Genomic DNA, 25,387 nt, shown 5'->3' on the forward strand with positions numbered 1-25,387 from the left:
ACATGCCTAAAATTTCTAAGAAGTTTTTAGGTTTTAGGGATAAATAAGGAAAAAATGTGATAAAAATTTTTAACACCTGTGTAAAAAACTACACAGCCCAATTAAGTTCCCAAATTTTTTCTCCGATTACAGCTAAAACTGTAATTCCTTTAAGTTCTTTATTTAGAAAAGGAGTATTTTTACTTTTAGACTGAATAATATCAGGTCCTAACACATAAGTTTTATTAGGGTCAAAAACGATGAACTCTGCTTTTTTCCCAGGTTTAAGACTTGGGGGTTCAACGTTTATTACCTTAGCTGGGTTGGTTATCAAACATTCTGTTAGTTTTAAAGGATTCAGCCACCCTTCTTTTACAAGGTTCAAACTCAAAGGAAGCAAGGTTTGAAGTCCTATCATCCCAGGGGGAGCTAAACTAAACTCTATTTCCTTTTCTAAAACACTATGAGGAGCATGATCACTGGCAATAACCTGTATCAATCCCTCTTTTAAAGCCTCTTTTATCGCTAAAACATCTTCTTCCTTTCTTAAAGGTGGGTTAACCTTGGCTAAAGTATTATATCCTTCTACCTCTTTTTCTGTTAAGGAAAAATAATGAGGACAGGTCTCGGCAGTAAAAGGAATGTCTTCTTCTTTAGCCCATCTTAAAAAAGGAATAACTTCTTTACAAGACAGATGGGCTAAGTGTACCGGCTGTCCGGTTTCTTTAGCCAAGAGTAAATCTCTTACTACAGCAGCCACCTCTGCAGACCAAGGTATGCCTTTTAGTCCTAACTTGGCTGAAAAAAAGCCTTCGTTTATCTGTCCTCCTTGAGAAAGGGTTGGGTCTTCGCAATGGGAAATGACCGCAAGATTAAACTGTTTAGCGTAAAGTAAAGCCCTTTTCATTACCTCTGAGTTAGCCACCCACTTTCCGTCGTCAGATACCGCTACAATCCCTGCTTCTTTGAGCCTCCCAAACTCTGTAAGTTCTTCCCCTTTTTGACCTTTGGTGATACAACCGATAGGATATACCTTTACGTAACCTTTTTCTTCAGCCTTTTTAAGGATATAGCTAGTGATTTCTGGGGTATCGTTTGGGGGCACGGTGTTTGGCATGCAAGCAACCCTTAAAACCCCTCCATAAAGAGCAGCCTTGGTTCCAGTTTCTATGTCCTCTTTCCACTCCTGTCCCGGGTCTCGCAAATGGACATGAATGTCTACCAAACCAGGTAAAACCCACTTCTCTTCAGCCCAAAAAACCTTTGTATATTGGTCTGAAGGAATATCGTCTGCTATTCCTTTAATAATACCTTCCTCAACCAAGAGATCTCCTATCTGGTCTATTCCTTGAGAAGGGTCTATTATCCTTCCCTTTTTAATGAGTAACTTCATAGGTTTTGCCATCTGTTAAAAGTTTAAGGAGTATTGCCATTCTTATAGCTACACCATTTTCTACCTGATCAAGAATAACTTGAAAAGGATATTGCTCTACTTCTGGAGAAAGCTCAACCCCCCAATTAATCGGACCGGGATGCATAAGAAGGGCACCTTTTTTTATCAACTCTAACTCTTTAAAGGTCAACCCAAAAAAGGTTTGATATTCTATAAAGCTGGGAATAAGAGGTTTTCCATGCCGTTCTTTTTGGACTCTTAAAGCAATCACTACGTCTGCATCTCTTATAGCTTCCTTAGGATCATAACAAACTTTAAAACCTCCGGGATAAATTCTGAAATATTCCTCCTCTAAAGGAGTAGGTAAAAGATACGCGGGACCTGATACATATACCTTGGCTCCCATCTTTTGAAACGCCAGTATGTCTGATTTGGCTACTCGGCTATGTTTTATATCCCCTAAAATCGCTACCTTTATGCCTGAAAAATCCCCCAACCTTTCTTTTACCGTAAGAAGGTCTAACAACGCCTGGGTAGGATGTTCATGTGTTCCATCTCCTGCGTTAACTACCGGAATGTTGATATGTTTGGCGATAAAATGAGGAGCTCCTTCCATCGGATGTCGTATAACTATAAGTTCTGCCCCTATAGCCTTTAAGTTTTTAACCGTATCAAGCAGACTTTCTCCTTTTTCTATACTTGAACCTTTGGCAGAAAAGGTTAAAGTGTCAGCTGAAAGGGCTTTAGCTGCTCTATCAAAGGAAAACCTTGTTCGGGTAGAAGGTTCATAAAATAAGAGAACAACCAACCGCCCCCTAAGAGTAGGTACCTTAGGAATAGGTCTTTTTAAAACCTCTTTAAGTGCTTCCCCAAGTTCTAAAAAACTATTTATTTCTTCTGAAGAAAGAGAAGCAATATCTAAAACATGCTGAGGTTTAGAGGTTAAATCCATAAGTATTCCTTTATGTATTCTAAAGTCTCTTCTGGAGTTTCTACTATCCTAAAAAGCTCGATGTCCTTAGGAGAGATTTTATTATTCATAAGCAGATAATCTTTAAACCAATTTTGGAGAGGAGTCCAGAAGTCTTTCCCTACCAAAGCTATAGGTACAGGTTTTATCTTTTTAGTCTGAACTAAAGTCAATACCTCAAACATCTCATCTAAGGTACCGAAACCACCAGGGAAAAACACAAAGGCTACTGAATATTTTGCCATCATTACTTTTCTGACAAAAAAATATCTAAACTCCAGTTTTATATTAGCATAAGGGTTCGGAGCCTGCTCAAAAGGAAGTTTAATGTTTAGCCCAACAGAGTATCCGTTAGCCTCGGCTGCCCCTTTATTAGCAGCTTCCATGATACCTGGACCACCGCCGGTTATCACAGAAAACCCGGATTTTACAAGTAATTTCCCTAACTCTACCGCTTTTTGATAATCTGGATGGTCAGGAGCAGTTCTGGCAGAACCAAAGATAGTTACCCCAGGATAAACCCGAGGTAACACCTCAAACCCCTCTACAAACTCTGCAAGTATTTTAAAAAGTCGCCATGACTCTTTAGCTGCAAGACCTTCAAGAACATACTGTTTTTCTTCAAAAAGTTTTTCATTCATCAATTTTTCCATCTTAACCTAACCCCTTTAAACTCTAAATGTTTCTTTTAAGGTCTGTAAAGAATTGAATTCAAAAACTAAAAAATAATTAAAAAACCTTTCAGTAAGGCTGTTTAAAATTTTTAAATCTTCAAAGGTTAAGGCCTTTTTTTCCATAACTTTTTTCAAATCTTCCTTATTCTTAGACATTTTACTAAAAATTTTTAAAACCTCAACTTGTTCTGCTGAAAGTCTGAAATCTCCTTCTTGCCTGCAGCGATAACAAATTATCCCTCCTTCTTTTACAGAAAAATAAAAAATCCTCTTAGGCTGATAACCACATCTTACGCAAGCCTCTATCTGAGGGCTCCAACCTAAAAATCCAAGCATTTTCCACTCAAAAAAAAACTTGTGAAATAAGGTTAACTTAGGTTCCCTGTCTAAAAATTTAACCCAGTCTTTAATAAAATTAAAATATTCTGCCTCTAACCCTTTAAAACTTACCTTAGAAAGAACTTCTCCCATATAAGAGAAAAAAATATACTTTTCTAAGTTACCCCATATACTTTCTGGAATAAAAATAAGGTCTGCCTTTTCTAAAATAGGAAGAGCACCTTTGAGGGTTTTTCTTAAATGAAGGTTTAGTAGATTAAACTCTTCAAGAAGGTTAACAAACCTTTTTCTACTTTTTTGAGCTCCTTTAGCTATCGCCCAAAGTTTTCCTTTAGGGGTTAAGGTTTCAACCAAAAGATCTATTTCACCTATCCTTTCCTTAGAAAGGACTATCCCCTCAACAGAAAAGAGCATCTGATTTTAAAGATAAACCTTGACATACCTTTTTTCTTTTAACTCTTTAACCCATTTTTCTATAAACTTCTGAGCTTTTTCCTCAAAAAGCCTTTGTTTAAGCCTTGGCTTTAACTCTTCAAAAGAAGGAGGCTCGTTTTCTCCTTTTTTGGTTAATTTGATAAGGTAAAAACTCTCTCCCACCTTAAAAGGTTTTGACAACTCCCCAGGATTTAACTCTTTAACCTTTTCTAAAATCTTTGGATCGAGGTCTTCCTCTTTAAAACTTTCATTAAAAAAGCTTACTTTTTCCTTAGGAAGGCCTTTTATCAACTCTTCCAAAGGTTTTCCTTTAATAGATTCTTCATACACGGTGTTAGCCAGAGGTTCTTCCTTGGTGATAAGAACAGAAAGCCAGTACCTGAAAGATTTATCGTATTTTTTGATTTCCTCAGCATAAAGTGGCTTTAACTCATCATCCGTAACCACCACCTTTTCCTTTAACATAAACTGTACAAGCTTAATCTTAAGAAGATTTTCTCTGACCTTCTTCTTATATTCTTCTAAGGTTGAACCTTTTTCTTTCAACATTTGTTTAAATTTATCTTCTCCTCCTGCAGCTTTAATCTCTTCCTTTAAATAGGCCTCTAACTCTTCGTCTTCTACCTTAAAACCGTATTTTTTAGCCTCTAAACCTACCAACGTATCCTCTATCCATTCGTTTAAAACCCTCTTTCTGATCTCTTCTTTTATTTTTTCTTTTTCCTCTAAAGGCATTTCTGGTTTTATAAATCTCTGATAAATCGGTGCACAAAGTTCCTCAAGCTCATACAAAGTCAAAAACTCCTCTCCTACAACCGCTACTATCTGATTTATTTTGGTTGCAGCCTGAAGAGAGGCCCCGAAAAAAAGCATTAAAACAAAACTAACAAACAAGTTCTTCAATAAAACCTTTTTCATAGCTGTTACATCCCCTCAAGACTTAGAGAAACGAACCTTCTTCCTCCGTTTACCTTTATCCCCAGCAAAACCGTTTTAGATTGAGCGGCTTTTTTAAGGCCTGCGATAAAGTCTTTAAGATTGGAAACTTTAACTCCGTTTACCTCGTCGATAACCATCCCTGGGGTGAGGTTGGCGTGATCAGCCGGAGACTCAGGAATAACCTCGGTAATCACTACTCCTTTGGTTTGTTTTAACCCTAATCTTTTGGCAAGAGCTGGAGTAAGTTCTTCTACGTCAAACCCTAACTGTTCTAAAATTTCTTGAGCTTCTTCAACCTCTGCCCTTGAAAGAATAGCATTCTCTGGAGGAGATCCTACCACTACTTTAATCTTTTCAACCCGATTTCCTCTCACAACGTCAAGCACAACCTCTGTTCCAGGTTTGGTAATTAAAATGTAACTTTTTAACTCCGAAGCATTTTTCACAGGCTTTCCGTTAAACCCTATAATAACATCCTTTTCTTTTAAGCCTGCTTTATAGGCTGGTGAGTTTGGAACTACCTCTGTTATTACTGCACCTTCGGTAACATTTTTAACCCCAAGCACCTTGGCAAGATTAGGAGTTAAATCTTGAATGGTAACTCCTAAAAAACCTCTTTCGACCTTTCCTTTAGACTTAAGTTGTTCTACCACAGTTTTTACTATGTTACTTGGAATAGCAAACCCTATCCCCATGTATCCGCCAGAACGGCTGAAAATAGCAGTATTCATGCCAATAACTTCTCCTTTAAGATTGATAAGTGGACCACCTGAGTTACCAGGATTAATCGCTGCATCTGTCTGGATAAAATCCTCTACATCGGAAATTCCTATGCCACTTCTGCTTTTAGCACTTATAACGCCTACAGTTATGGTGTGTGTAAGACCAAATGGGTTTCCGATAGCTATAACCCATTCCCCTGTTTTGATAAGGTCTGAATCACCAAAAGAAAGTGTTGGAAGATTATTGGCGTTAATCTTAAGTAATGCCACGTCAGATAAAGGGTCTGCCCCTATCTTTTCTGCAGGAAAAGTTCTGCCATCAAGAAGTTTTACTGTAATCTTCTGAGCTTGCTGAATTACATGATTGTTGGTTACGATATACCCGTCAGAAGAAACGATAAAACCTGAACCTGCACCTCTTTCTTTATATCTTGGTAAGGATGGAAAGTTTCTAAAGAAGGGATCTCTAAACAAGTCAAAGGGAAAAGGATTTGCTGCCACTGTCCTTTCTGTTTCTATGTAAACTACCGCTGGAGCAGCCTTTTCTGCCAAGTAAGAAAAAGCCTCAGAAAGCTTAAGCGCCACGTTCAAACTTTCCTGGTTGACTACCTTTCCATCCTGAGCGATAAGCTTTGATTTAAAACTACTTTTTTCCAAAAAAGTCTTGCTGGCAAACCCTAAGGCAAAACAAAATAAAATAAGAAAGATAACTTTATAATGTTTAAAATACCGCTGAAGGTCTAACCTCATCTATCTCCCCCCCTTTTTGCCCTTCTTTTCTTTGCTCAGCAAGCTTACTAACCACATAATCAAATACTTTTTTTAAATTTACCACATCCTCTTTATTATAAAGAATAAGCTTTCTTAGAGCATTTTTGTCTTTGGCTTCCACCCATCTACGCCAAAGTTTTACCGCGTGATAACCATTCATACCCTCTGTTTCTCTTGCTATCCCAATAGCTTTTTCTATCTTCTTAAGCCCCCCATTTAACCCCACCAGTTTAGAGGCTAAATAAAGGTCTAAATGAACTACCGGCATCGAAACCTCAGGGAAACGTTTTTTGATAAACGGAAGATCAAACCTCTCCCCTCCAAAGGTAACCCAGATAGGAGAAACCTTTAGAAGAGAAAGAGAACGCTCTAAGTTTAACCCCTTAATAAAAGGTAAATATTTCCCTTGAGTATAGACCCCTATAAGGGTAATGTCGTTTTTTTCCTTAGATAGACCTTCTGTTTCTATGTCTAAAAACAATAAAGAGGTGGTGTTCTTAGCACAAAGAAAGCACAGGTCTACTAAATTTAAATTTTCCTTATCTAACACGCCTTTAAGATCTACCATCTTCCTTCCTTTTAAAAGCGTCTTTCTTTAATAAACTTTAGGAGTATATTTTTGAGAAAGCTTCTCTATCAGGTCTTTCATCAAAGCCTCTTCTTTTTCCTCCCTTAAATCATTTTCTACCAGCTTTTTAGCTTGCTCAAAAGTTAAGGCCTTTGCAGGAATTTTCTTTTCTACTTTTATGAGATGATATCCATAGTTTGACCTCATAGGATGACTTACTTCTCCAGGTTTAAGGCTAAAGATCTTGGCTTCAAACTGAGGGTCTGTTTCCCCTCTTTTAATAATCCCTAAGCTTCCACCTTTTTCCTTAGAATTAGGATCTTCTGAATAGGTCTTAGCTAACTCTTCAAACTTGGCACCTTTCAGGATCTGCGCCCTAATCTGATTAGCCCTTTTAAGCACCTTGTCTGCTTCTTCTTTTTTGGCATCTGAGGGAAGAGAAAGTAAAATATGCTTAAGTTCAACCGCCTCAGGTTCTACATATCTATCCTTATGTTTCTGATAATAGTCTTTTAACTCTTCTTCGGTTATTTTGATACCTTCGAGCTTGGTTTTAAGATATCTTTGAGCAAGTATTTGTTTTTCTATGTTGATTAAATCCCTTTGAACCTCAGGAAGCTTATCTATACCTTCTTCTTTAGCAGCCAACCCTAATAAACTTAAGGTTATCCATTTATCTATCAACGTCTTTTTAATCTTCTCTTTAGCCTCTGGAGAAGACTTAAGAATCTCCTGAACCTGAGGGTCCTGATTAAGAATCTTTTCGACCTCTTGTTCATAAAGCTTATATGGACCAACCTCTGCCAAAACCTTGGATTCTGCTCCATAAACCACCTGTATTCCCATGATAAACATCCAAACCAAAAACCCTACTAACCAACCTTTTTTCATTTAAAACCTCCAATTATTTTATTTTAGTAAAAGGACCAAAAAAGCCAGGACCAGCCACCCGTCCAGGGAAGACAAAAGAAGACTTGCCTAAAACAGTCCCTGGTTGTAAGACCGAATTACAACCTGTCTGGCAACCATCTCCTAAAATTGCCCCGAACTTTCTAAGTCCTGTTTTTATGGTCTCCCCCTCTATGTTTAACACTATCTCTTTTTTGTTAAACTTTAGATTAGCCAGCTTGGTTCCTGCCCCAAGGTTAACCTGCGCCCCGAGAATGCTATCTCCTACATAAGCAAAATGCGCAGCTTTAGATTGAGCTAAAAAGATAGAGTTTTTTACCTCGGTGGTATGACCTACCACACAACCAGCCCCGGTATATACACTACCCCTTACATAAGCCCCTTGCCTAATCTCTGTGTTTTGCGAAAAATAGGCAGGACCCTCTATCATCGCAAAAGGCTCCACTTTTACCCCTTTTTCAAAGAAGATTTTCTCACTGCCTAAAAACGCTCCTGCCATAAGGATAGCCCCTTCTACCCTTTCCCCTTTAAAATAATACCCTTCTTCTTCAAATTCCAGGTCTTTCAAAGGAATGACCTCTCCTTCTACAGTAAGCAATACAGTTTCTGGTAAAGGACATCTTAAAGGAATCTTTTTAGGAATAGGAGGGACTATATCGTTTAAAAAGGTCTTTAGCTTTTTTAAGGCCTCCCAGGGAAATTGACCTTCAAAAAGAGACGCTACTTTTTCTTTTTCCAAGCTTCCAAAAAAGTCTACTAATTTAATCATATTAAAAATAATTATAAACCCAAAAAAAGACTTGTCAAAACAAAAAAATTGATTAAAATTTAAGTTGTACTTAACTGCCCCTGTAGCTCAACAGGATAGAGCAGCGGCCTTCTAAGCCGTAGGTTGGGGGTTCGAGTCCCTCCGGGGGCGCTTTTTTTATTTTAAAAAAATCTTTCAGTTTAAACTAAACAAAACCTAATCTATTTTCTACCAACGCCTTCATTCTATAAACGATTCCTCTTGACCTAAAAAATATTGATATCTATCCTCTTTAACCCCCATATATGGCCTCAACCGATAAGCATAAGAAGGATAAGTTGAATATATTGCCAGGAGATGTAACCTCTGTTTGAACCAGGTAAAGGCATATGTTGGTCTATTAAGGTTTTTATTCCAGAGTTTTTGAGGAAGGCATCAACAAGAGCAAGTCCTGAACGAGGGGTGATAGGTTCGTTAGTTTTTAGGATTTTGAAGTTAAGAGAGTTTTGCGGCATAATGACATCCTCTTAGGTTTAGGAATTTTTCACCTGATAGGTGATAGATCGTTTAGACAGAAAGCGTTTAGACAGATTGAAAAATGGGAAAACATGAATGAATATTAAATTTCTATTGGCAAAATAGGGTAACCCTAAGTTATTGACATAAAACCAGGCTGTGGTAAAAAGTTAGGGAGAGCAGGCTGGATGTAAGGGAAGAGGGGTGAAAATCCCCCGCTGCCCCGCAGCCGTGACCGGGGACGAAAGCCGCTTGGAGGTCTACCTGACCTCTGGGGAAGGAGGTCCCGAGTAAGGATTCCCTAAAAGGAGGCTTCCTTCCTTGGGCTAAAGGCCAACAGCCTTTAGCCGACAGACCACTGGTGCCGAAAGGCACTGGGAAGGTGCGGCAAGTAGGTTGATCCGGAAGCCGGAAGACCTATCCAGCCTCTAAAAACCTCGAGGGGGGTATATCTATGACTAAAACACCACCTTAAAATCATTTTATTTCCGTTCATCTTTATCTATCCAGATTTTTAAATCTCTAAACACCAAAATTGCAGGAGGGATGATTATGCAAACTTTGGCTTATGGTTTTCCCAAGTTAGGGAAAAAAAGGGAATTTAAGCAATTGCTTGAAAACTTTTGGAAAGGAACCCTTGAAGAAGAGGCTTTTTACGAAGGAATTAACAACCTAAAATTAGAAAGAGCTAAAATTTATCAAAAAAACGTGGACCTTTTCCCTTCCAACGAACTTTCTCTATACGACTTTATCCTCGATACTGCCATAATGGTGGGTGCTATTCCAGGTAGATTTCAACCTTATCAGGGTCTTAAAACTTATTTTGAAATGGCTAAAGGTAAACAAGCCCTTGAGCTTACCAAATGGTTTAACACCAACTATCATTATCTTGTCCCAGAGATAGAAACCAAAGATTTTTCCCTTTTTGAAAACTTTCCGCTTAAAGACTTTCTTTTTTATCAGAATTTTGGGGTTAACACCCTCCCTAAGTTAGTAGGTCCCTTTACCTTTCTAAAATTAGCCAAACTGGTTAAAACTTCTTCAGAAGGGATAACCGTAGAAAAAATCACCGATTCCAAGGTTTTTGAAGAAATTTTAAAACATCTTGTCCCGGTTTATCAAGAAATCCTTAAGACTCTTAAGGAGGTTGAACCCCAAGCTGTTTTGATTGAAGAGCCAGCGTTAGTGATGGATTTGGAACCTTGGGAATGGAAGTTGGTTAAAAAGGTTTACGAAAAGCTTTCAGGTTTTACAGACCTCTGGGTCTTAACCTACTATGACAGTGTTTCTGATTACCAGGCTTTTATAGATTTACCGGTTAAAGGGTTAGGTTTGGACCTGGTGTCTAATGCAGAAAACTTTAACAACCTAAAACAACTTGGGTTCCCAGAGGACAAGATACTTATAGCTGGTATCATCAACGGAAGGCAGGTCTGGAGGGCTAATTTAGAGGCTAAACTTAGAGAAATAGAATTTCTCTTGAAGATCAATCAAAATTTAGTGATAACCAATTCATGTCCGCTGTTTCATCTCCCGGTTTCTTTAGAAGGAGAAGACCTCCTACCTATAGAACTTAAAAATAAACTCGCCTTTGCTGAAGAAAAATTAACAGAGTTAGACCTTTTAAAAAGAGGTTTAGAAGGAGACTTAGAAGCCTTAGGTTTGATAGCTGAGTCTAAAGACAAACTACAGGTCTCTTTTGGTCAAAACGAAGAGGTAAAAGCTAGAATTTCTAATCTTACAGAACAAGACTTTATCCGAGACCTTCCCTATCAGGAAAGGATAAAACTTCAACAACAACGCCTTAACCTTCCTATTTTCCCCACAACTACCATAGGGTCTTTTCCTCAAACAGAAGAAGTAAGGAGGATGCGTGCTAAGTTTAACAAAAGAGAAATAAGCCTCGATGAGTATAAAGATTTTATCCGGCAAAAAATAGCCGAGGTTATTAAACTACAGGAAGAGCTTGGGCTTGACGTTTTGGTCCATGGAGAGTTTGAAAGAACTGACATGGTAGAATTTTTTGCCCAAAAATTAGAAGGGATTGCTACTACTAAGGAAGGATGGGTACTTTCCTATGGGTCAAGGGTTTATCGTCCTCCTATTATCTATGGAGATGTGTGGCGAAAAGAGCCTATGACGTTAGAAGAAATTACCTATGCTCAGAGTCTTACCCAAAAACCGGTAAAAGGAATGCTTACTGGTCCGGTTACCATCTTAAACTGGAGTTACTACCGTGAAGACCTCCCTAAAGAGCAGATAGCCTATCAAATAGCCCTTGCCTTGTTTGACGAGGTTAAAGACTTAGAAAAGGCTGGGATTAAAATTATCCAGATAGACGAACCAGCCTTTAGAGAAGGAGCTCCTATTAAAAGAAAAGACTGGGATAGCTACTTTACCTGGGCGGTAAAGGCCTTTAGACTTTGCGCTAAGGCCCTTCCAGAAACTCAAATCCATACCCATATGTGCTATTCAGAGTTTAACGAAATCATCTCCTACATCGCTGCAATGGATTTTGACGTCATTTCTATAGAAGCCTCAAGAAGCAAAGGAGAAATTATCGAGGCCTTTGAAACCTTCTCAGGTTGGGATAGACAAGTAGGCCTTGGGGTTTATGACATCCATTCCCCAGCCATACCAGATAAAGAAGAAATGAAAGCAATCGTCAAAAGAGCCTTAAAAATCCTTCCCAAAGAACTCTTATGGATAAACCCAGACTGTGGTCTAAAAACCAGAAAATGGGAAGAGGTCATACCTGCCCTCAAAAACATGGTAGAGGTAGCCCAAGAACTAAGACAAGAAGTTTGATTTTAGGGTTTTTGTGGTATGATAAAAATTAATGCGGGTAGCCGTTCACATAACCCATGAAGCCTTGTATAAAATAGGGGGGATAGGAGAGGTAATAAACAACCTGTGCACCTCTCCTTCCTACCTATCATACTTTGACAAAACCCTTCTCTACGGTCCTCTTTTCGAATATCTGGGTTCTCCAAGCAGTCGTTTGGGAAAAGATGGAATAGTTTTTTATAGTAGCAAAGATAACTACGATACAGGACATTTTGGAATATACTTTAATCCTATTTTAGAAAAATATAACATAGATGTAGTTTATGGGAAAAGAAGGGTGGTTAATGAGCTAAACCCTAAAAATAAAGCCACAGTAGACATACTTCTTGTAGATATAACTCATATAAAAAAAGAAATTGTCAACTTCTATAAGTACCTCTTCTGGGAAAAATTTGGTTTGGCTTCAGACCGTTATGAAGCAGACTGGGATTATGAGCAATATTTCAGGATTGGTCTGCCTTTTTTAGATTTAATAAACCTGCTTTTTCCCTCAGCTAAAGAATTAGTGTTTTTTGGACATGAATACATGGGTATGCCAGCCCTTTTAAGTTTAGAGCTTCATCCTGATTATCATCCTCAAAAACACAAAAGGATTTTTTATGCTCACGAGGTAGCACCAGTAAGAAGGTTGGTAGAAAACTTAGGTGGGGGGGATATAAGTTTTTATAACATCCTTAAAAAAGCTAAAGAAGAAAATCTTTCTTTAGAAGATGTCTTTGGGCCTCAAGATGACTGGTATAGAACCCCTTTGGTTAAACTTGCACAAAGGGTTGACTCCGTGTTTGCGGTTGGCGATTGGGTGGTAGAAGAATATCTTTTTTTATGCCCAGAAACAGAAAAACAAAAAGTAAAATTAGTCTATAATGGAGTTTCTTCAGACCACATAGATTTTGACAGAAAAGAAATATCTAAAGAAAAGATAGGTAAATGGCTTAGTTGTTATTATGGTTTTGTCCCTGACATTTTGATTACTCATGTTTGCCGTTTAGTTAAGAGTAAAGGTATCTGGAGAGACCTTATCCTTCTAAACTACTTAGACGAACTTTTTGTTAAACATAACCTTAAAGGGGTTTACATCTTACTTTCTTCTTTAGTAGCTCAGGGGAGGCCTCCTCATGAAGTAGAAAAAATGGTAAAATCTTATCCTTGGCCGTTTGAACACCGAGAAGGATGGCCTGACCTTATCGGATACGAAATAGAGGTTTACCGCTGGGTAGAAACTTTTAATAAAACCTCTAAAAACTTAAAAGCCCTTTTTATCAACCAGGTAGGTTTTTCTAACTATAAATGTCCTTTTATGGAAAAGGAGGACTTAGAAACGATAGACTTGAGGCTTGCTTCTGACCTTGAGCTGGGAATGTCTATCTATGAACCTTTTGGTATAGCCCACATCGAGGTACTTCCTTTTGGTGGACTTGCTGTTCCTTCTACCTCTTGTGGGGTGTATTTCTTTCTTGAAAAAACCTTTGAAAAAGATTTCAAACCCTTTTATGGAGTTGATTTTATTTCGGTAGGAGAAAAATTTAGTTTATCCAAACTAAAAAACTTGACTGCTGAGCAAAGAATTGGTTTAGAAGAATTTGTTTTGGCAAGCAAAGCAGAAGAAATTTTTGCTAAAATACCTAAAACACGGCAAGAAAGAGAAATCCTTGCCAAAAAAGCCGAAGAATACAAAAATAAACTCAGCTGGGAAAGAATAGTAAAGGAGTTTTTATTAGAAAATCTAAAAACCTTGTAGAATCGGAGGAAATATGGTTTTAATAGCACCTTCTATCTTGTCGGCAGATTTTAAAAGACTGGGAGAAGAGGTAAGGCTTGCAGAGGAAGCAGGGGCAGACTTTATCCATGTAGATGTTATGGACGGTCAGTTTGTACCCAACATTACCATAGGCCCCTTGGTAGTAGAAGCTGTTAAAAACTCTACTAACCTTCCTCTTGACGTACACTTGATGATTGTGTCTCCTGAACGCTATGTGAGTGATTTTGTAAAGGCGGGGGCAGACTATCTGGTAGTTCATGTTGAGGCCTCTATACACCTTCATCGCACGGTATGGCAAATTAAAGAGGCAGGGGCTAAGGCTGGAGTAGCGCTAAACCCTGCAACGCCTCTTTCTCTGATAGAAGACCTCTTAGAAGATTTAGATCTACTGCTTATCATGTCGGTAAACCCGGGGTTTGGAGGACAAAAGTTTATTTCTTTTTGCCTGGAAAAAATAAAAAAGGCTAAAACTCTCATAAAAGAAAAAGGGCTAAATACTCTATTAGAGGTTGACGGAGGAGTAAAACTTGAAAACGCAAAAGAGATTGCTGACGCCGGGGCAGATATATTAGTCATGGGGTCAGCCTTTTTTGGGGCTAAAGACTATAAAAGCTTTATGAAAGCCCTTAGAACTGAGCTCTCTAAATAGAGATTTTTATGAGGCCCTAAGGCATAAGGTAAAGAACCGGGTTATAGGTTTTTTCCCAATTTTTATAAAATTCTTGATGGATGGTGCTTATGATTTCATTATATTTCTCTGTAGAAAGTTTAGCCCCTTTAATTCCACCTTTAAGGTTGATCTCAGAAAGATAGGGTCCCTCTTCATCTATATAAATAAGGTCAAGGTGAGCATATGGAAATTTTCCTCTTTCCATCACTTTATGACAAAAAGAGACCTCCTCATCAGAAAGTTGATAAGGGACTGCAATACCACCCCAAAAAATGTTTTTTCTAAAATTAAGTTCATTCTTTCTTTCATAGGCTTCTACGTAAAAATTTCCCAAAATAATCACCCGGATGTCTCGGATGTTAGGGAAAAAGGGTTGTAAAACAAAAGGGAAAGGTAAAACCTGAGTGCCTGCTACGTTAAAAATCTCTTCCAAAGAATTCCACAGTTTTACTCCTAAACCACAGTTTGCCTGATCGTCTTTGGTGATAAACTTGGTAAACCCTTCCTCGCGAGAAAGTTTAGCTAAGCTGGCAAGAAGAGAAGTTTTATCCCTGATTACAAAAGTAAAAGGTGGCATGAACTCTCTTAAAACCTCAGCCTGAAGGGTTTTAGAACTGCATAAAAGCTGACTTAAAAAAGACGGAAAAGCCTCTACTTTTCGGTATATGAGGTCTACAACAAGCCCGTGTTCTTCCCTTTTTAAAGGTAGTCTTATCCCAACAAGGTCTCCTTCTTTTAGTTCAGAAAAATGTTTTCTAAAGGCTTGAAAGCTTAAAATAATATAATAGGGACGCATAAATCTTATTTATTTCTCATTTGGGTTAATTCGGTATTACAGTTAGCACAGAAAAACTTAACCGGGCCTAATACCTCAATTTCTTCTTCTATCGCCTCTAAACTTCCGTCTTCGTTTTGCAGGTAATAAATAAAGATGGTTGCGTTTTCAATCACCTCATAGAAATCTTCACTGTTTTGACAGTTAGGGCAAACTATTTTTTCCCTGTATAAAATCTTAAACGGCTTTTTAATCTTGATACTGTGCTTTCTGATAGAAGAAAAATTTTCTGCCATCAACCACCCTCTTACTTTTTGTTTTTTATTTGTGCTATATTTTTCTCAGCCTCTAAATACATTTTATCTGTTTTAGATAAAAAAGAAAGGGCTTTTTCGTAGTGATAAAGGGCTGGTTTTAGATCCCCTTTAAGCTGGTAATGTTTACCAAAATAAAAATGGGCCTCTCCCATCTTGTTAAGTTGAGAGGCAACCTTACCCAAGTTATAAAAAAAGTATGGGTCATAACTAAGGGCCTGTAGGTTTAAAAGTTTTTGCATAATACCATAAGCCTGTTGAGGATCCCCTGTTTCTGTTAAGGCTAAAGCTCTTAGATACTCTAACTTTGTAAGATATATCCCTTCATATAGTTTAGAAGAGGTAGAAGGAGAAATTTGGTTTAAAACCTCTAAGGCTTGCTCAGGTTCTCCTGAGGCTAAATATATTTCGGCTAAGTCTAAAAGAAAATAGATTTTAAAAGGAAGCTCCTGCAGGGCTTTAACCAGCTCAACCAGGGCCTCTTTAAAATATCTTTGTTCCTTTAGCGCCAAAGCTAAGGTGTATCTTATCCAGGGGGCGTTCTTTTCTTTGAGGACTGCCCTCAAGTTGGTTATCCAAGATGCCAGGTCTTTCTTTTTAGAAAGAACCTGAGCTCTGATAACCAGTCTTTTAAAATAATCTGGATCTTGGGCAACCAAAGACCTAGGAGATTGATCAGAGGTATACCTCTCAGCAAGGCTGATAAGATAGGCCACTCTTTCTTGAGGCAACGGGTGGGTTAAAAGATATTTATACTCAAGCTCTATGGCTAAGTTACCTTGTTTAGAAAGTCTTTCCATAACCGTTGCCATACCCCAGGGATTATAGTTAGCTTTGGTTATGATTTGAAAACCGGTTCTATCAGCCTCTTCTTCGTCAGCCCGACTGTAGGCAAGAAGTTTGGTTTGAGCGATAGCCGCTGAGGCTATGTTTAGAGCTGCGGCTTTTTCACCTCCAAGAAGTAGGCCTGCTAACGTGGCTGCCGTAACTAATACTTGCATTTTTTTTATGTCTTCGATCCTTCTTGCGATATGCCGACATAGGTTATGAGCCATTTCGTGTGCCATAATCCCGGCAAGTTCGTCTTCAGACTCGATGCTGTTAAAAATACCAGAGTTGATAAAAATATATCCTCCAGGCACAGAAAAGGCATTAAAACTGGAATCATTGATTAGAAAAAACTTGAATTCAAACGGAGAAAAGGTTACACCTTGTTTTTTAAGAACCTCTCCTATGGTGTTGATGTAGAGGTTTAACTCTAAATCATCTATAAACTCGACTTCTTTGACAAGCTCAGCCAAAACCTCTTTACCGATTTTTTCTTCCTCTTCTAAGGAAATAAGGGCTTGAGCTATCTGCGGAGGAAACACCAGAAGAAAAATTAAAAATAAACTTAGAAGATGCAGTTTTGTCTTAAAGAAAAAAGACATTTTATTTTATAAAGGTTCTTTGGCGGAGGCGTATGGGAATTGAACCCACCCACCCCTTTTGGGGGCGCACCGGGTTTGAAGCCCGGGAGAGGCACCAGCCTCCTCACGCCTCCTTATTTTAATTCAAAAAAGGGGCTATTGGGGACCTGCGGCACCCGGAGAGCCTGGCTACCGTTGCTCCCTTTCGGGCCTGGCGGGGTTCACCAGGATCCGTCGCACAGGCCCCAATAGCCTTAGATTAAAATATACTACATTTTTTCAGATATTAAACCCCTTAAGTCCTCCTCTTTCCGGTAAACCTGCCCAGTAAAAATTGCAACCAACCTGCCTTTTTCTTTCTCAAAAACCTTTACCTCATAAACTCCTGTCCTCTTAGTAAGACTTAACTCCTTAGCCTCAGCATAAAGATACTCTCCTACCTTAGCAGAAGAAGGGAAATAAATGGAAGAAGAAATAGCTAAAGCCAACTTTCCGTGAGAATTTGAAGCAACGGCAAAAGCAAAATCTGCCAAAGAAAAAATAGCTCCACCCTGACACACTCCAGCTGCATTAAGCATGTCTTCTCTAACCTTCATCCCTATTAACGCATACCCAAGGTCTACCTCTATCAAATCTACCTCTAACCAAACGGCAACCCTGTCATGCTCTCTCATAAACTTAGCAATTTTCCAGACCTGTTCTTTTCTCGAAGCTTCCATCTTTTTACCTCTCAATTTTGTTGAATTTTTACTCTACTAAAAGCCCACTTCTTCCCTAACTTTAAACTCATTAACCCTTTTGTCAAACCCTTTTAACCTGCTCTTGTAAGTCCAAAATTAAAATGTCATATATTATTCTAAAGTTTAAATGTAACAAAATTATACTTTAATTGTGTCTACCAATGTGGGGGTAAAAGACCTCCCTCCTAAAATTAGATATTTTTCAACAATACCAAATATACCACTTTGCAAACTGAATCCACCCCTGAAAATACCTATATCATCTTAGCCCTCATCAAGATATCCTTCATTAGCCACTCTAATTGATTAATTATAAACAAACCTTCTAACCTTCTTCTTAATTTTGAGTTTAACTTTATCATTTTTACCAGGAGGGGAGAGCCCCTTAACCCTAAAATTTTAACCCTAAAATCTAGACACAATTAATGAAACACTATCTTTTTTTCCAGGTTATTTCTATTGATTTTAAAAATAATGTTTTTAAAATATTTTATACATAAATAAACAAACCTTACCACCGGAGGCAAGTATGGATAGAAAGGCCTTAGAAGAGGAAATCAGAAAGGTAGCCTATGAGCTTTATGTAAAAAGTGGATGTATTCCTGGTAGGGACTTAGACAACTGGTTAGAGGCTGAAAGGATCGTTTTAGAGAGGTATGGCTTAATTTCTAAGGAAGGTTCTCAAGAAACAAGCCCCTCTTCAGCCTGTGAAACCCAACCTAAAACCAAGGTAAGATGCAGAAAAAAGACCGAAGAAAGCTCTGCTACCAAAGGTAGAGGCAAGAAAAAAGGATAATCTCTTTCCCTTATTCCACCACTTTATAACCAAGGCTTTCTATAGCCTGGGAAACTGCGTTTAAGTCTATTTCTTTAAGAGACTTTAAGGTTACCTCTTTGTTGTTTCGGTCTGCTTTAACAAAAATAAGGTCTGGGAACATCTTTTTGAGCCCATTTTCTATGGTCATTTCACAATGAGGACAGGTCATTCCTTCCACTTTTAAGCTATAGGTCTTCATCTACTCTCCCTCCTGCTGAAATTTTATAGTTTTACCTTTTTTAAACTTAAGGAATTTATAAGCACAAAAAGTGAACTAAAAGCCATAGCCCCTGAGGCAAAAACTGGCTTTAAAAGAAGTCCTGAGAAAGGATAAAGCACCCCTGCAGCCACAGGAATAAGAATAAGGTTATAAAAGAAGGCCCAGAAGAAATTTTGTTTTATCTTTTTATAGGTTATTTCAGCTAACCTAAGGGCTTTTAAAAGATCTCTCAGGTCGTTTTTTATCAGAATAAGGTCTGCGGTAGCAGAAGCAACCTCTGTGCCTGACCCTATAGCCACACCTAAGTGAGCTTTAGCTAAGGCTGGAGCGTCATTTACCCCATCTCCTACCATAGAAACAATATTTCCCTTTTCTCTTAATTCTTCTATTTTTAATGCCTTTTCCTGAGGCAAAACCTCAGCCCAAACCTCATCAACCTCAAGTTTTTTAGCCACCTCTTTAGCTGTCTGCCAGGCATCTCCTGTGAGCAACCCTACCTTAATACCTTTTTTCTTAAGGATTTGCAACACCTCCAAGGCCTCTTCCTTAACCTTATCCTCAAACCAAAAAGCAGAACAAAGCCTTCCGTCTACAGCTACCAGCACATAAGAAATTCCTTCTATGTTACCTTCGCTTAAAAATCGCTCAAACTCATCTAAAGCTAAGCCAGCCTCTTCCATAAACCGTCTATTCCCAACCAATACCTCTTTACCTTTTAATTGGGCTACCACCCCTTTTCCAGGCAAATAGTAAAATTCATCAGGTTCTTCCACCTTTAACCCTCTTTTTCTGGCAAACTCTACCAGAGCCTTTCCAAAGGGATGCTCTGAATTCTTTTCCGCAGAAGCGGCAAAAAAGATAGCCTCTTCCTCAGAACAGCCTGAAAAAACCTCCATCTTCTTAACCATCGGCTGCCCATAGGTAAGGGTACCTGTTTTATCAAATACTACATAATTTAGCCGGTTTGCATACTCTAAAGCTTCAGGGTTTTTGATAAGGATGTTTTCTTCTGCAGCTTTTCCTGTAGCCACCGCAATAGCTGTCGGGGTAGCAAGACCTAAAGCACAAGGACAGGCTACTACCAGAACGGAAATAGCATTCATTAAGCTAAAGGTTAGTCCATATCCTAACCCAACCCACACCAGAAAAGTAACCAGCGCAATCGCTATGACCAAAGGCACAAACACAGAGGCTATCCTGTCGGCAAGTTTCTGTATGGCAGGTTTGGTAGCCTGAGCCTCTCTAACCAATTTTATGATGTGAGCTAAGACTGTATCTTTCCCTACATGGGTTACCCTTACTTTAAAACTTCCTGTAAGGTTTACTGTGCCTCCTATAACCTTATCCCCTACCCTTTTTTCTACAGGCAAACTTTCTCCAGTAATCACAGCCTGGTCTACCAACCCTATACCTTCTACAATTTCTCCGTCTACCGGAAATCTTTCTCCAGGTTTAACCAAGACCAGGTATCCTACTTGAACCTCTTTTATAGAAACCTCTTTTTCCATGTTGTCCTTGATAATCCTGGCTTTTGATGGCTGAAGAGAGGCAAGTTTTTTGATAGCCTCTGTAGTTTTATATTTTGCCTTTGCCTCAAGGAACCGTCCAAAAAGGATAAGGGTAATGATTACCGCTGCTGTCTCATAATAAACCTGAGGAGTCTGTCCTGAAGCCCAAAAAATATCAGGGAAAAAGGTTGCTACAAAACTATATAAATACGCTGCTCCTGCTCCAAGGGCAATCAAGGTGTTCATGTCAAAAGAAAGATGCCTAAGCCCTTTGGCTGCAGCCTTAAAAAACCTACTACCTCCGTAAAACAGCACCGGAGTTGTCAAACCAAAAAGCACATAGTTAAAAACCTCTCTTTTCCCAACATGCCCCAAAACATGGGTTACCATGTCTAAAAGAATAAAACCTGTGAGTATCGCACTAATCAAAAATTTTTTCTTTAACTCCTGCTCTTCTCTTTTTCTAAAGACCTCTTCATAGAGTTCTACCTCTCCTTGCAAGACAACTGCCTGATCATAACCTAAGCTGGCAAGTCTTTTTTTGAGGTCTTCTGGTTCTACCAGAGTAGGGACATAGTCTAAAGTCAGCTCTTCTGTTGCCTGATTGGCTGAAGCTTCTACCACACCTAAAACCTTTAAAAGTTCTTTCTCGATTTTTTTAGGGTCTCCTAAGGATAATCCTTCTATCTTAAAAACCACCCGCTGAACCCCTAAATCATACCCTCCTTTTTGTAGTGCCTTCCTTATAGCCTTTAAATCAAGACGTTTTTCTTCTTCAACCTCTAAAGTTGCCTTTTCTGTGATCAAGTTTACCGTTGCTTGTTTTATGCCAGGAACCTTCAAAAGCAGGTCAGTAACCCTTTTAACACAGGCAGCACAGGTCATCCCTATGATAGGAATTTCCAAAACTTTTTCCAAGATACCTCCTTCTCACCTAAAAATTTTACCTTAATCAGAGCTCATTTTGGTTTTTTCTAACTCTCCTTTTAAGAAGAAAAGATTATTTCTAACCCGATGAGATAGATTTTCCACCGAGCGAAGTTCTTTAAAAAGTTGTTCTATGTCCTTTTCCATTTCATATAGTCCTTTCTCTAACTTTACTATAAATCCAGAAAAATCTGAAGCCTCTATCACCTGTCCGAATCTTTCCCAAAAGAAAAACACAAACATCAAAAAAGACAAAAGTAAACCATAAGGCACAAGGATGACTTTATCTTTTTCTAACTCCTCTAACAGTTTGGACTTACAAAAATCATAAATCCTGTCAGGGACAGTCATTACGGCAAATCCCACTGACTTTTCGTCTTTAGTATAAGTTATGATCTCTTTAGCCCTTTTCTTAATCCTTTTTATAACCTCTTTTAACTCTTCTTCAGTAAGCTCTTCTTTAGTAAGAATCTCTGGAGAAGTAACCTTTGAATCTATAGGTAAATACTTCCCGTCTCTTAAAACAAAGGCAAACTCAACCTCCGACGCCCCCATCTTAAGATTTCTGACAAGTAGATTGGGAGGTAAAAGAGCTAAAACTTCTTCTACAGCCCTTTCCCCAGCTTTACCTGACTTCCTACTTAAAAATATAGCGTTAAGCTTAGCTACATCCTCACTTAAACCCTTAAGCACCTCTTCTGCTATGTATAGTTTGGTAAGGTCCTTTTTAATCTCCTGGAGGTCAGACATCCTTTCTTTGACTGAAAATAATGGCTCTGAGATGTTTTCTAACCTTTGTTGAACCCAGGAAAATCTTTCGTCTACGTATTTTCTTAAGTTAGCATAAAAATACCAGAAAACCCCCACCAACCCAACAAAAAATATCACCAACCAGAGGTAGTCCATATTCTATGATTTTACTTTATTAATAAATTAAAGCAATTAGGTTATAACGAGATAATACCAAAAAAGTTTTATTGCAAGCGTTGGTTATAATCTATTTCTGATGCACTGTATTCTGGGATTACTCCATCTATCTCAAGGACAGTATAGCTTATAGCCAGACCCTCAATACAATCGCCAAACAATCTTCTTATCGGAGTTAAAAACTTATAAACCAAGAATCTTAATAAAGAAAGGTTAGGGTTGAAATTATAGTTATAAGCTTTTTAGAAAGTTTGGAAAATAAAATTGTTGCAGGAAAAATAGCAAAGTACCATTTAATAACTCTTTAAATTTGGCGCCTTGCTCTATTTATTTACTATATTATAATGTTTGAGTTGATCCTTTCTTTAATTAAAAAGACATGAAAACACAAGTATTTAAAAGTCAAGAAAAAACCTTACTATTTGCATTAGAAGATATTAAGAATCAGATAGATAAAAATTTTGACAGCTATGATTTTTTAATCTTTGCTATATCTCCTGACTACCCATATATTGATATAAACTACTATATAAAAAAGGTTTTTAACACAGAAAAATACTTAGGGTTCCACGCTATTCACTCTTTTTGCGACACTGAAATAGTAGAAGGCATTTCTGTAGCTGTTATAAAATTTGAAACAACTGGTAAAGTAGAAATTTTTTATTTAGAAGATATTGACGAGGACGATGCAGTTATAAAAACTGCAAACTATTTCAACTCAAATCCAGATAAGCTTCATATCGTTATCGGAGGACTAGGTAATAAAAAAAGATTTGGAACATTTATAGAAGAGGTATCTCAATTTATAAACTATCAACCAGTAAATAACATAATTGGAGGTGTATCTTCTGGACATAGAGATGCTAACGGAGAGGTTTTATCATATCAGTTTGTTGACTTTAAAATTATAAAAAATGGTTTTGTAATTATAACCTTTTCAAACATAGATTTTGCGATAGATATAGCCCTTGGGTTCAAACCTTATGGAGTTACTTACGAGATTAAAAAGGCTAAAGATTACAAACTGTACTTAGTAGATGATAATAGAAATTTTAGCGATATTACACGATCATTTATGAAGGGTATAGATAATTTTGATATAAGATATTTATGGTATATACCTATTTACATACTTGATGATGAAGAAGGATATGTAGCAACTCTCAGAACATTTAAAAAAGTTGCAAAAGATTATGTAGAGTTTTTCGGTCCAGTAAAGGAAGGTCAAAAATTAAAACTTTCTTTTGCTACACCTGAAGAACTACTAAAGGAAAATTTTAAAATCGCAAAAAAAGTAAAGGAAAGAATAGAATACTGTGATATTCTGTTTAACTTTTCTTGCACAGCAAGGCAATATGTATTAGAAGAAAGGCAAAGAGAAGAAATAGAAATTTATGTTTCAACTTTAAATAGTAATCTTTTTGGATTCTTTACTTTTGGAGAAATAGGGCCAGACAAACATTTTAAAAAACTAAAGTTTTATAATGAAACATCTATCTTGTTGGCGATGAAGGAAAGATGAGAGAGGAAATAAAAATAAAACTACTACAAAATCTTTTAAAAGAAGTAACCAAGAAATACGATTCCATTTTATATCTAAAAGAACAAAAATTAAAAGATACTTATTTAATGGCTATCAAAGATGAACTTACAGGGTTGTATAACAGATATTATCTTAAAGATTATTTAGTAAAATTGATTGAAAAATTAAAAAGAAACAAAAACAATAAACTTTTTCTCATATTTATAGACCTTGACAACTTTAAACTGATTAACGATACATATGGACATAATAAGGGTGATAACGTTTTAAAAGAAGTGGCTGAGATATTAACTGCAAATTTTAGAAAATATGACATCATATCAAGATATGGTGGAGATGAATTTATTGTATTATTGGAATCTAACGAAGACCCAACAAAAAGAATAAATGCTTTAAGGCAGAATATAGAGGAAATTTTCAAAGAGTTTAATCTATCTTTTAGTTATGGCATTTCAATCTTTCCTGATGATATAGAAAATATCAACATGCCAACTCAGGAAATAATAAAACTGTTAATAGAAATTGCCGACAAAAGAATGTATGAAGAAAAAACGAAAAAAGAAAAGGTTGTTTAAAACTAAAGCAATCAATATTTTCTTCAAGAAGGGGAGTAGAATATAAATTGTGTCTTTTAATAAAATATTTTAGAGGCATAATAAAAATTTTTAATATTTTTTAAATTAATGATAACATAAAACCTAAAAGACTAAACTAACCAGGAGGTCTGTAAAATGAAAAACTTAGACTTAGATTTAGAAAAAGTTTTAAGTGAAATCTCAAAAATTGAATCAAAAGAGGGTATCAAAATGGCTGCTGCACTCCTCTTAAACGCTCTCATGAAAAAAGAAAGAGAAATATTCCTTAGAGATAGTATTGATAATAAAGCTAATGGTTACTATGAAAGACAACTTGCCTGTTTCTTAGGTAACCTTGGTATCTCTGTCCCAAGAGATAGAAAATCTGAATTCAGACCTGCTATTCTTCCTCCTGAATGGCAAAAAGCTGATGAATCTTTCCAGGACTTTATCCTTAACCTCGTTCTCCAAAGCTACTCCCCCAATAAAATCAAAGCCCTCTTGCAATCTATGAAACTTCCCTACTCTCCAGAACAAATAGAAGAAATTAAAGAAGAATTGTATAACCAAGCCAAAGAATTAAAAACCAAAGAATTGCCAGAAAATTTGTTTGCTATGTTTATAGACGCTTATCATACTCAGATAAAAGATACCGAAGCCAACAGAATCAGAAAAGCAGTTATTTATAATATCATCGGAATAGATATGGAGGGAAGAAAAAATTTACTTTCTTATTACATTTATTTTGGTTCAGAGACGAAGGAGGACTGGCTCCAGATACTTAATGATTTGATAAAGAGGGGAGTTAAGAGGGTTATGGTAATAGTGAGTGATGATTTTCCTGGCCTTGCTCAAGCCATAAAAGCCCTTTTTCCTGAGACAGATCATCAGCTTTGTTTTGTACACATGCAAAGGAACATCAACAGGAACATGTCTAAGCAGGATGCTAAAAAATTTTATGAGGAGTTAAGCATTATAAAGAGGATAGAGGAGTATGAGAGGGCCTTAATTAGATTTGAGGAATTATGTAAGAGTTATGAGAAGAAGTATCCAGCTTATATAAAGGGACTTTTGAAAAAGAAGGAGCATTATTTTGTTTATAAGAAATATCCTGAGGGGGTGAGGAGGTATATATACACGACGAATGTGGTTGAGAATATAAATAGCAGGATAGAGCTGATAAGGGTAAATACAGGGGGATATTTTCAATCAATCAAGACAGCAGAGGTTGCGATATACATAACAGTAAGTCGGATTCAGAAAACGAGATGGCAAAAACCACTTCCTTTAATTAAGTCTGCTTTATACGAATTGAGGCAAATGTTTGTAAAGAGATTTTATAAGGAGACACAATTCTCTTGACAAGTGTCTCAAGAAGCCCTCTTTCTGGATG

25 protein-coding genes, 2 tRNA genes, 1 other RNA gene and 1 riboswitch are annotated in these 25,387 nt (G+C 37.3%); of the genes, 8 read left to right on the plus strand and 20 right to left on the minus strand.

The window, feature by feature from the left end; translation table 11 throughout:
- Positions 1 to 88 precede the first annotated feature (88 nt).
- The 9 genes from HL41_RS07155 to HL41_RS07195 are packed head-to-tail and all read right to left on the minus strand — an operon-like array spanning position 89 to position 8,468.
- The gene (locus tag HL41_RS07155) at positions 89 to 1,372 is read right to left on the minus strand and encodes a dihydroorotase (RefSeq protein ID WP_038062257.1); all 1,284 of its coding nucleotides are present in this window, start codon (positions 1,370 to 1,372) and stop codon (positions 89 to 91) included.
- Positions 1,356 to 2,324 carry an aspartate carbamoyltransferase catalytic subunit gene (locus tag HL41_RS07160; RefSeq protein WP_038062261.1) on the minus strand — a complete coding sequence of 323 codons (969 nt, stop codon included), beginning with the start codon at positions 2,322 to 2,324 and terminating at the stop codon, positions 1,356 to 1,358. The genes HL41_RS07155 and HL41_RS07160 overlap by 17 nt, the downstream gene beginning before the upstream one ends.
- Positions 2,315 to 2,995 (minus strand): LOG family protein, encoded by a 681-nt coding sequence (locus tag HL41_RS07165; RefSeq protein ID WP_028841447.1) that lies wholly within the window; start codon positions 2,993 to 2,995, stop codon positions 2,315 to 2,317. Before HL41_RS07165 ends, HL41_RS07160 begins: the two co-directional genes overlap by 10 nt.
- Before the next feature lie 15 nt (positions 2,996 to 3,010).
- Positions 3,011 to 3,769 (minus strand): DNA repair protein RecO, encoded by a 759-nt coding sequence (gene recO, locus HL41_RS07170; RefSeq protein WP_038062264.1) that lies wholly within the window; start codon positions 3,767 to 3,769, stop codon positions 3,011 to 3,013.
- 6 nt (positions 3,770 to 3,775) lie between these two features.
- The gene (locus HL41_RS07175) at positions 3,776 to 4,708 is read right to left on the minus strand and encodes a SurA N-terminal domain-containing protein (protein ID WP_038062267.1); all 933 of its coding nucleotides are present in this window, start codon (positions 4,706 to 4,708) and stop codon (positions 3,776 to 3,778) included.
- Positions 4,709 to 4,713: 5 nt separating this feature from the next.
- On the minus strand, positions 4,714 to 6,201 hold the full coding sequence (locus tag HL41_RS07180) for a DegQ family serine endoprotease (protein ID WP_038062270.1): 1,488 nt from the start codon (positions 6,199 to 6,201) through the stop codon (positions 4,714 to 4,716).
- Positions 6,173 to 6,790 (minus strand): ribonuclease H-like domain-containing protein, encoded by a 618-nt coding sequence (locus tag HL41_RS07185; protein WP_051754576.1) that lies wholly within the window; start codon positions 6,788 to 6,790, stop codon positions 6,173 to 6,175. Before HL41_RS07185 ends, HL41_RS07180 begins: the two co-directional genes overlap by 29 nt.
- 27 nt (positions 6,791 to 6,817) lie before the next feature.
- Positions 6,818 to 7,681 (minus strand): peptidylprolyl isomerase, encoded by an 864-nt coding sequence (locus tag HL41_RS07190; protein WP_038062272.1) that lies wholly within the window; start codon positions 7,679 to 7,681, stop codon positions 6,818 to 6,820.
- Positions 7,682 to 7,694: 13 nt separating this feature from the next.
- Entirely contained in the window at positions 7,695 to 8,468 is a 774-nt protein-coding gene (locus HL41_RS07195; RefSeq protein ID WP_038062319.1) for an LbetaH domain-containing protein, read from the minus strand.
- Between the two features lie 76 nt (positions 8,469 to 8,544).
- Between HL41_RS07195 and HL41_RS07200 the strand changes: the two genes are divergently transcribed.
- Positions 8,545 to 8,618 (plus strand) — tRNA-Arg (locus HL41_RS07200).
- 140 nt (positions 8,619 to 8,758) lie between these two features.
- Here the strand turns inward: HL41_RS07200 and HL41_RS07205 are convergent.
- Positions 8,759 to 8,962 carry a hypothetical protein gene (locus HL41_RS07205; protein ID WP_001136062.1) on the minus strand — a complete coding sequence of 68 codons (204 nt, stop codon included), beginning with the start codon at positions 8,960 to 8,962 and terminating at the stop codon, positions 8,759 to 8,761.
- A gap of 170 nt (positions 8,963 to 9,132) precedes the next feature.
- Positions 9,133 to 9,402, plus strand: a riboswitch (cobalamin riboswitch).
- A gap of 113 nt (positions 9,403 to 9,515) precedes the next feature.
- Between HL41_RS07205 and metE the strand changes: the two genes are divergently transcribed.
- From metE to rpe, 3 genes are read left to right on the plus strand one after another with little or no spacing between them, the layout of a single operon-like run.
- Positions 9,516 to 11,771, plus strand: coding sequence for a 5-methyltetrahydropteroyltriglutamate--homocysteine S-methyltransferase (gene metE, locus HL41_RS07210; RefSeq protein WP_038062275.1), 2,256 nt, complete (start codon positions 9,516 to 9,518; stop codon positions 11,769 to 11,771).
- 31 nt (positions 11,772 to 11,802) lie between these two features.
- Positions 11,803 to 13,548, plus strand: coding sequence for a hypothetical protein (locus HL41_RS07215; RefSeq protein ID WP_038062277.1), 1,746 nt, complete (start codon positions 11,803 to 11,805; stop codon positions 13,546 to 13,548).
- Positions 13,549 to 13,561: 13 nt separating this feature from the next.
- Positions 13,562 to 14,218 carry a ribulose-phosphate 3-epimerase gene (gene rpe / locus HL41_RS07220; protein ID WP_038062280.1) on the plus strand — a complete coding sequence of 219 codons (657 nt, stop codon included), beginning with the start codon at positions 13,562 to 13,564 and terminating at the stop codon, positions 14,216 to 14,218.
- A 16-nt stretch (positions 14,219 to 14,234) separates the two neighbouring features.
- Here the strand turns inward: rpe and HL41_RS07225 are convergent, their stop codons facing one another.
- The 6 genes from HL41_RS07225 to HL41_RS07245 form a co-directional block, all read right to left on the minus strand.
- Entirely contained in the window at positions 14,235 to 15,035 is an 801-nt protein-coding gene (locus HL41_RS07225) for an ATP-grasp domain-containing protein (RefSeq protein ID WP_051754577.1), read from the minus strand.
- A 5-nt stretch (positions 15,036 to 15,040) separates the two neighbouring features.
- Complete coding sequence (locus tag HL41_RS07230) at positions 15,041 to 15,310, minus strand: hypothetical protein (RefSeq protein WP_200870701.1); 270 nt, start codon at positions 15,308 to 15,310, stop codon at positions 15,041 to 15,043.
- An 11-nt stretch (positions 15,311 to 15,321) separates the two neighbouring features.
- On the minus strand, positions 15,322 to 16,758 hold the full coding sequence (locus HL41_RS07235) for a M48 family metalloprotease (protein WP_038062283.1): 1,437 nt from the start codon (positions 16,756 to 16,758) through the stop codon (positions 15,322 to 15,324).
- A 20-nt stretch (positions 16,759 to 16,778) separates the two neighbouring features.
- Positions 16,779 to 16,871, minus strand: a tRNA-Sec gene (locus HL41_RS07240).
- Positions 16,872 to 16,891: 20 nt separating this feature from the next.
- Positions 16,892 to 16,988: signal recognition particle sRNA small type (gene ffs, locus HL41_RS09340), an RNA gene on the minus strand.
- Between the two features lie 18 nt (positions 16,989 to 17,006).
- The gene (locus HL41_RS07245) at positions 17,007 to 17,456 is read right to left on the minus strand and encodes a hotdog fold thioesterase (protein ID WP_038062286.1); all 450 of its coding nucleotides are present in this window, start codon (positions 17,454 to 17,456) and stop codon (positions 17,007 to 17,009) included.
- Positions 17,457 to 18,006: 550 nt separating this feature from the next.
- On the opposite strand from HL41_RS07245, the gene HL41_RS07250 reads away from it, so the two are divergent.
- On the plus strand, positions 18,007 to 18,273 hold the full coding sequence (locus HL41_RS07250) for a DUF2934 domain-containing protein (RefSeq protein WP_038062288.1): 267 nt from the start codon (positions 18,007 to 18,009) through the stop codon (positions 18,271 to 18,273).
- A 10-nt stretch (positions 18,274 to 18,283) separates the two neighbouring features.
- Here HL41_RS07250 and HL41_RS07255 read toward each other — a convergent pair whose 3' ends face one another.
- The 4 genes from HL41_RS07255 to HL41_RS09515 all read right to left on the minus strand — a co-directional run bounded on the left by HL41_RS07255 (position 18,284) and on the right by HL41_RS09515 (position 22,070).
- Positions 18,284 to 18,493 (minus strand): heavy-metal-associated domain-containing protein, encoded by a 210-nt coding sequence (locus HL41_RS07255; RefSeq protein WP_038062291.1) that lies wholly within the window; start codon positions 18,491 to 18,493, stop codon positions 18,284 to 18,286.
- 23 nt (positions 18,494 to 18,516) lie between these two features.
- Positions 18,517 to 20,940: a heavy metal translocating P-type ATPase gene (locus tag HL41_RS07260; protein WP_081856503.1), complete on the minus strand. Its 2,424-nt coding sequence runs from the start codon at positions 20,938 to 20,940 to the stop codon at positions 18,517 to 18,519.
- Positions 20,941 to 20,970: 30 nt separating this feature from the next.
- On the minus strand, positions 20,971 to 21,855 hold the full coding sequence (gene rmuC / locus HL41_RS07265; protein ID WP_038062293.1) for a DNA recombination protein RmuC: 885 nt from the start codon (positions 21,853 to 21,855) through the stop codon (positions 20,971 to 20,973).
- Positions 21,856 to 21,923: 68 nt separating this feature from the next.
- Positions 21,924 to 22,070 carry a hypothetical protein gene (locus tag HL41_RS09515; RefSeq protein ID WP_156095586.1) on the minus strand — a complete coding sequence of 49 codons (147 nt, stop codon included), beginning with the start codon at positions 22,068 to 22,070 and terminating at the stop codon, positions 21,924 to 21,926.
- Positions 22,071 to 22,255: 185 nt separating this feature from the next.
- Here HL41_RS09515 and HL41_RS07270 point away from each other — a divergent pair, with 185 nt between their 5' ends.
- The 3 genes from HL41_RS07270 (at position 22,256) to HL41_RS07280 (ending at position 25,356) form a co-directional block, all read left to right on the plus strand.
- Complete coding sequence (locus HL41_RS07270; RefSeq protein ID WP_038062294.1) at positions 22,256 to 23,398, plus strand: FIST C-terminal domain-containing protein; 1,143 nt, start codon at positions 22,256 to 22,258, stop codon at positions 23,396 to 23,398.
- The gene (locus HL41_RS07275) at positions 23,395 to 23,994 is read left to right on the plus strand and encodes a GGDEF domain-containing protein (RefSeq protein ID WP_051754578.1); all 600 of its coding nucleotides are present in this window, start codon (positions 23,395 to 23,397) and stop codon (positions 23,992 to 23,994) included. Before HL41_RS07270 ends, HL41_RS07275 begins: the two co-directional genes overlap by 4 nt.
- A gap of 156 nt (positions 23,995 to 24,150) precedes the next feature.
- A complete protein-coding gene (locus tag HL41_RS07280) occupies positions 24,151 to 25,356 on the plus strand; it encodes an IS256 family transposase (RefSeq protein WP_038549552.1) in 1,206 nt (401 codons plus the stop codon).
- Positions 25,357 to 25,387 lie beyond the last annotated feature (31 nt).

The organism is Thermodesulfobacterium commune DSM 2178, assembly GCF_000734015.1.
Classification (GTDB): domain Bacteria; phylum Desulfobacterota; class Thermodesulfobacteria; order Thermodesulfobacteriales; family Thermodesulfobacteriaceae; genus Thermodesulfobacterium; species Thermodesulfobacterium commune.

Excerpts from the sequence above, each read along its gene's own strand:
- HL41_RS07175 (WP_038062267.1), bottom strand. The coding sequence starts at position 4,708 with ATGAAAAAGGTTTTATTGAAGAACTTGTTTGTTAGTTTTGTTTTAATG.
- HL41_RS07215 (WP_038062277.1), top strand. The coding sequence starts at position 11,803 with ATGCGGGTAGCCGTTCACATAACCCATGAAGCCTTGTATAAAATAGGG.
- recO (WP_038062264.1), bottom strand. The coding sequence starts at position 3,769 with ATGCTCTTTTCTGTTGAGGGGATAGTCCTTTCTAAGGAAAGGATAGGT.
- HL41_RS07275 (WP_051754578.1), top strand. The coding sequence starts at position 23,395 with ATGAGAGAGGAAATAAAAATAAAACTACTACAAAATCTTTTAAAAGAA.
- HL41_RS07160 (WP_038062261.1), bottom strand. The coding sequence starts at position 2,324 with ATGGATTTAACCTCTAAACCTCAGCATGTTTTAGATATTGCTTCTCTT.
- HL41_RS07185 (WP_051754576.1), bottom strand. The coding sequence starts at position 6,790 with ATGGTAGATCTTAAAGGCGTGTTAGATAAGGAAAATTTAAATTTAGTA.
- metE (WP_038062275.1), top strand. The coding sequence starts at position 9,516 with ATGCAAACTTTGGCTTATGGTTTTCCCAAGTTAGGGAAAAAAAGGGAA.
- HL41_RS07155 (WP_038062257.1), bottom strand. The coding sequence starts at position 1,372 with ATGAAGTTACTCATTAAAAAGGGAAGGATAATAGACCCTTCTCAAGGA.
- HL41_RS07245 (WP_038062286.1), bottom strand. The coding sequence starts at position 17,456 with ATGGAAGCTTCGAGAAAAGAACAGGTCTGGAAAATTGCTAAGTTTATG.
- HL41_RS07225 (WP_051754577.1), bottom strand. The coding sequence starts at position 15,035 with ATGCGTCCCTATTATATTATTTTAAGCTTTCAAGCCTTTAGAAAACAT.
- HL41_RS07255 (WP_038062291.1), bottom strand. The coding sequence starts at position 18,493 with ATGAAGACCTATAGCTTAAAAGTGGAAGGAATGACCTGTCCTCATTGT.
- HL41_RS07250 (WP_038062288.1), top strand. The coding sequence starts at position 18,007 with ATGGATAGAAAGGCCTTAGAAGAGGAAATCAGAAAGGTAGCCTATGAG.
- HL41_RS07205 (WP_001136062.1), bottom strand. The coding sequence starts at position 8,962 with ATGCCGCAAAACTCTCTTAACTTCAAAATCCTAAAAACTAACGAACCT.
- HL41_RS07190 (WP_038062272.1), bottom strand. The coding sequence starts at position 7,681 with ATGAAAAAAGGTTGGTTAGTAGGGTTTTTGGTTTGGATGTTTATCATG.
- HL41_RS07165 (WP_028841447.1), bottom strand. The coding sequence starts at position 2,995 with ATGGAAAAATTGATGAATGAAAAACTTTTTGAAGAAAAACAGTATGTT.
- rmuC (WP_038062293.1), bottom strand. The coding sequence starts at position 21,855 with ATGGACTACCTCTGGTTGGTGATATTTTTTGTTGGGTTGGTGGGGGTT.
- HL41_RS07235 (WP_038062283.1), bottom strand. The coding sequence starts at position 16,758 with ATGTCTTTTTTCTTTAAGACAAAACTGCATCTTCTAAGTTTATTTTTA.
- rpe (WP_038062280.1), top strand. The coding sequence starts at position 13,562 with ATGGTTTTAATAGCACCTTCTATCTTGTCGGCAGATTTTAAAAGACTG.
- HL41_RS07230 (WP_200870701.1), bottom strand. The coding sequence starts at position 15,310 with ATGGCAGAAAATTTTTCTTCTATCAGAAAGCACAGTATCAAGATTAAA.
- HL41_RS07280 (WP_038549552.1), top strand. The coding sequence starts at position 24,151 with ATGAAAAACTTAGACTTAGATTTAGAAAAAGTTTTAAGTGAAATCTCA.
- HL41_RS07180 (WP_038062270.1), bottom strand. The coding sequence starts at position 6,201 with ATGAGGTTAGACCTTCAGCGGTATTTTAAACATTATAAAGTTATCTTT.
- HL41_RS07270 (WP_038062294.1), top strand. The coding sequence starts at position 22,256 with ATGAAAACACAAGTATTTAAAAGTCAAGAAAAAACCTTACTATTTGCA.
- HL41_RS07195 (WP_038062319.1), bottom strand. The coding sequence starts at position 8,468 with ATGATTAAATTAGTAGACTTTTTTGGAAGCTTGGAAAAAGAAAAAGTA.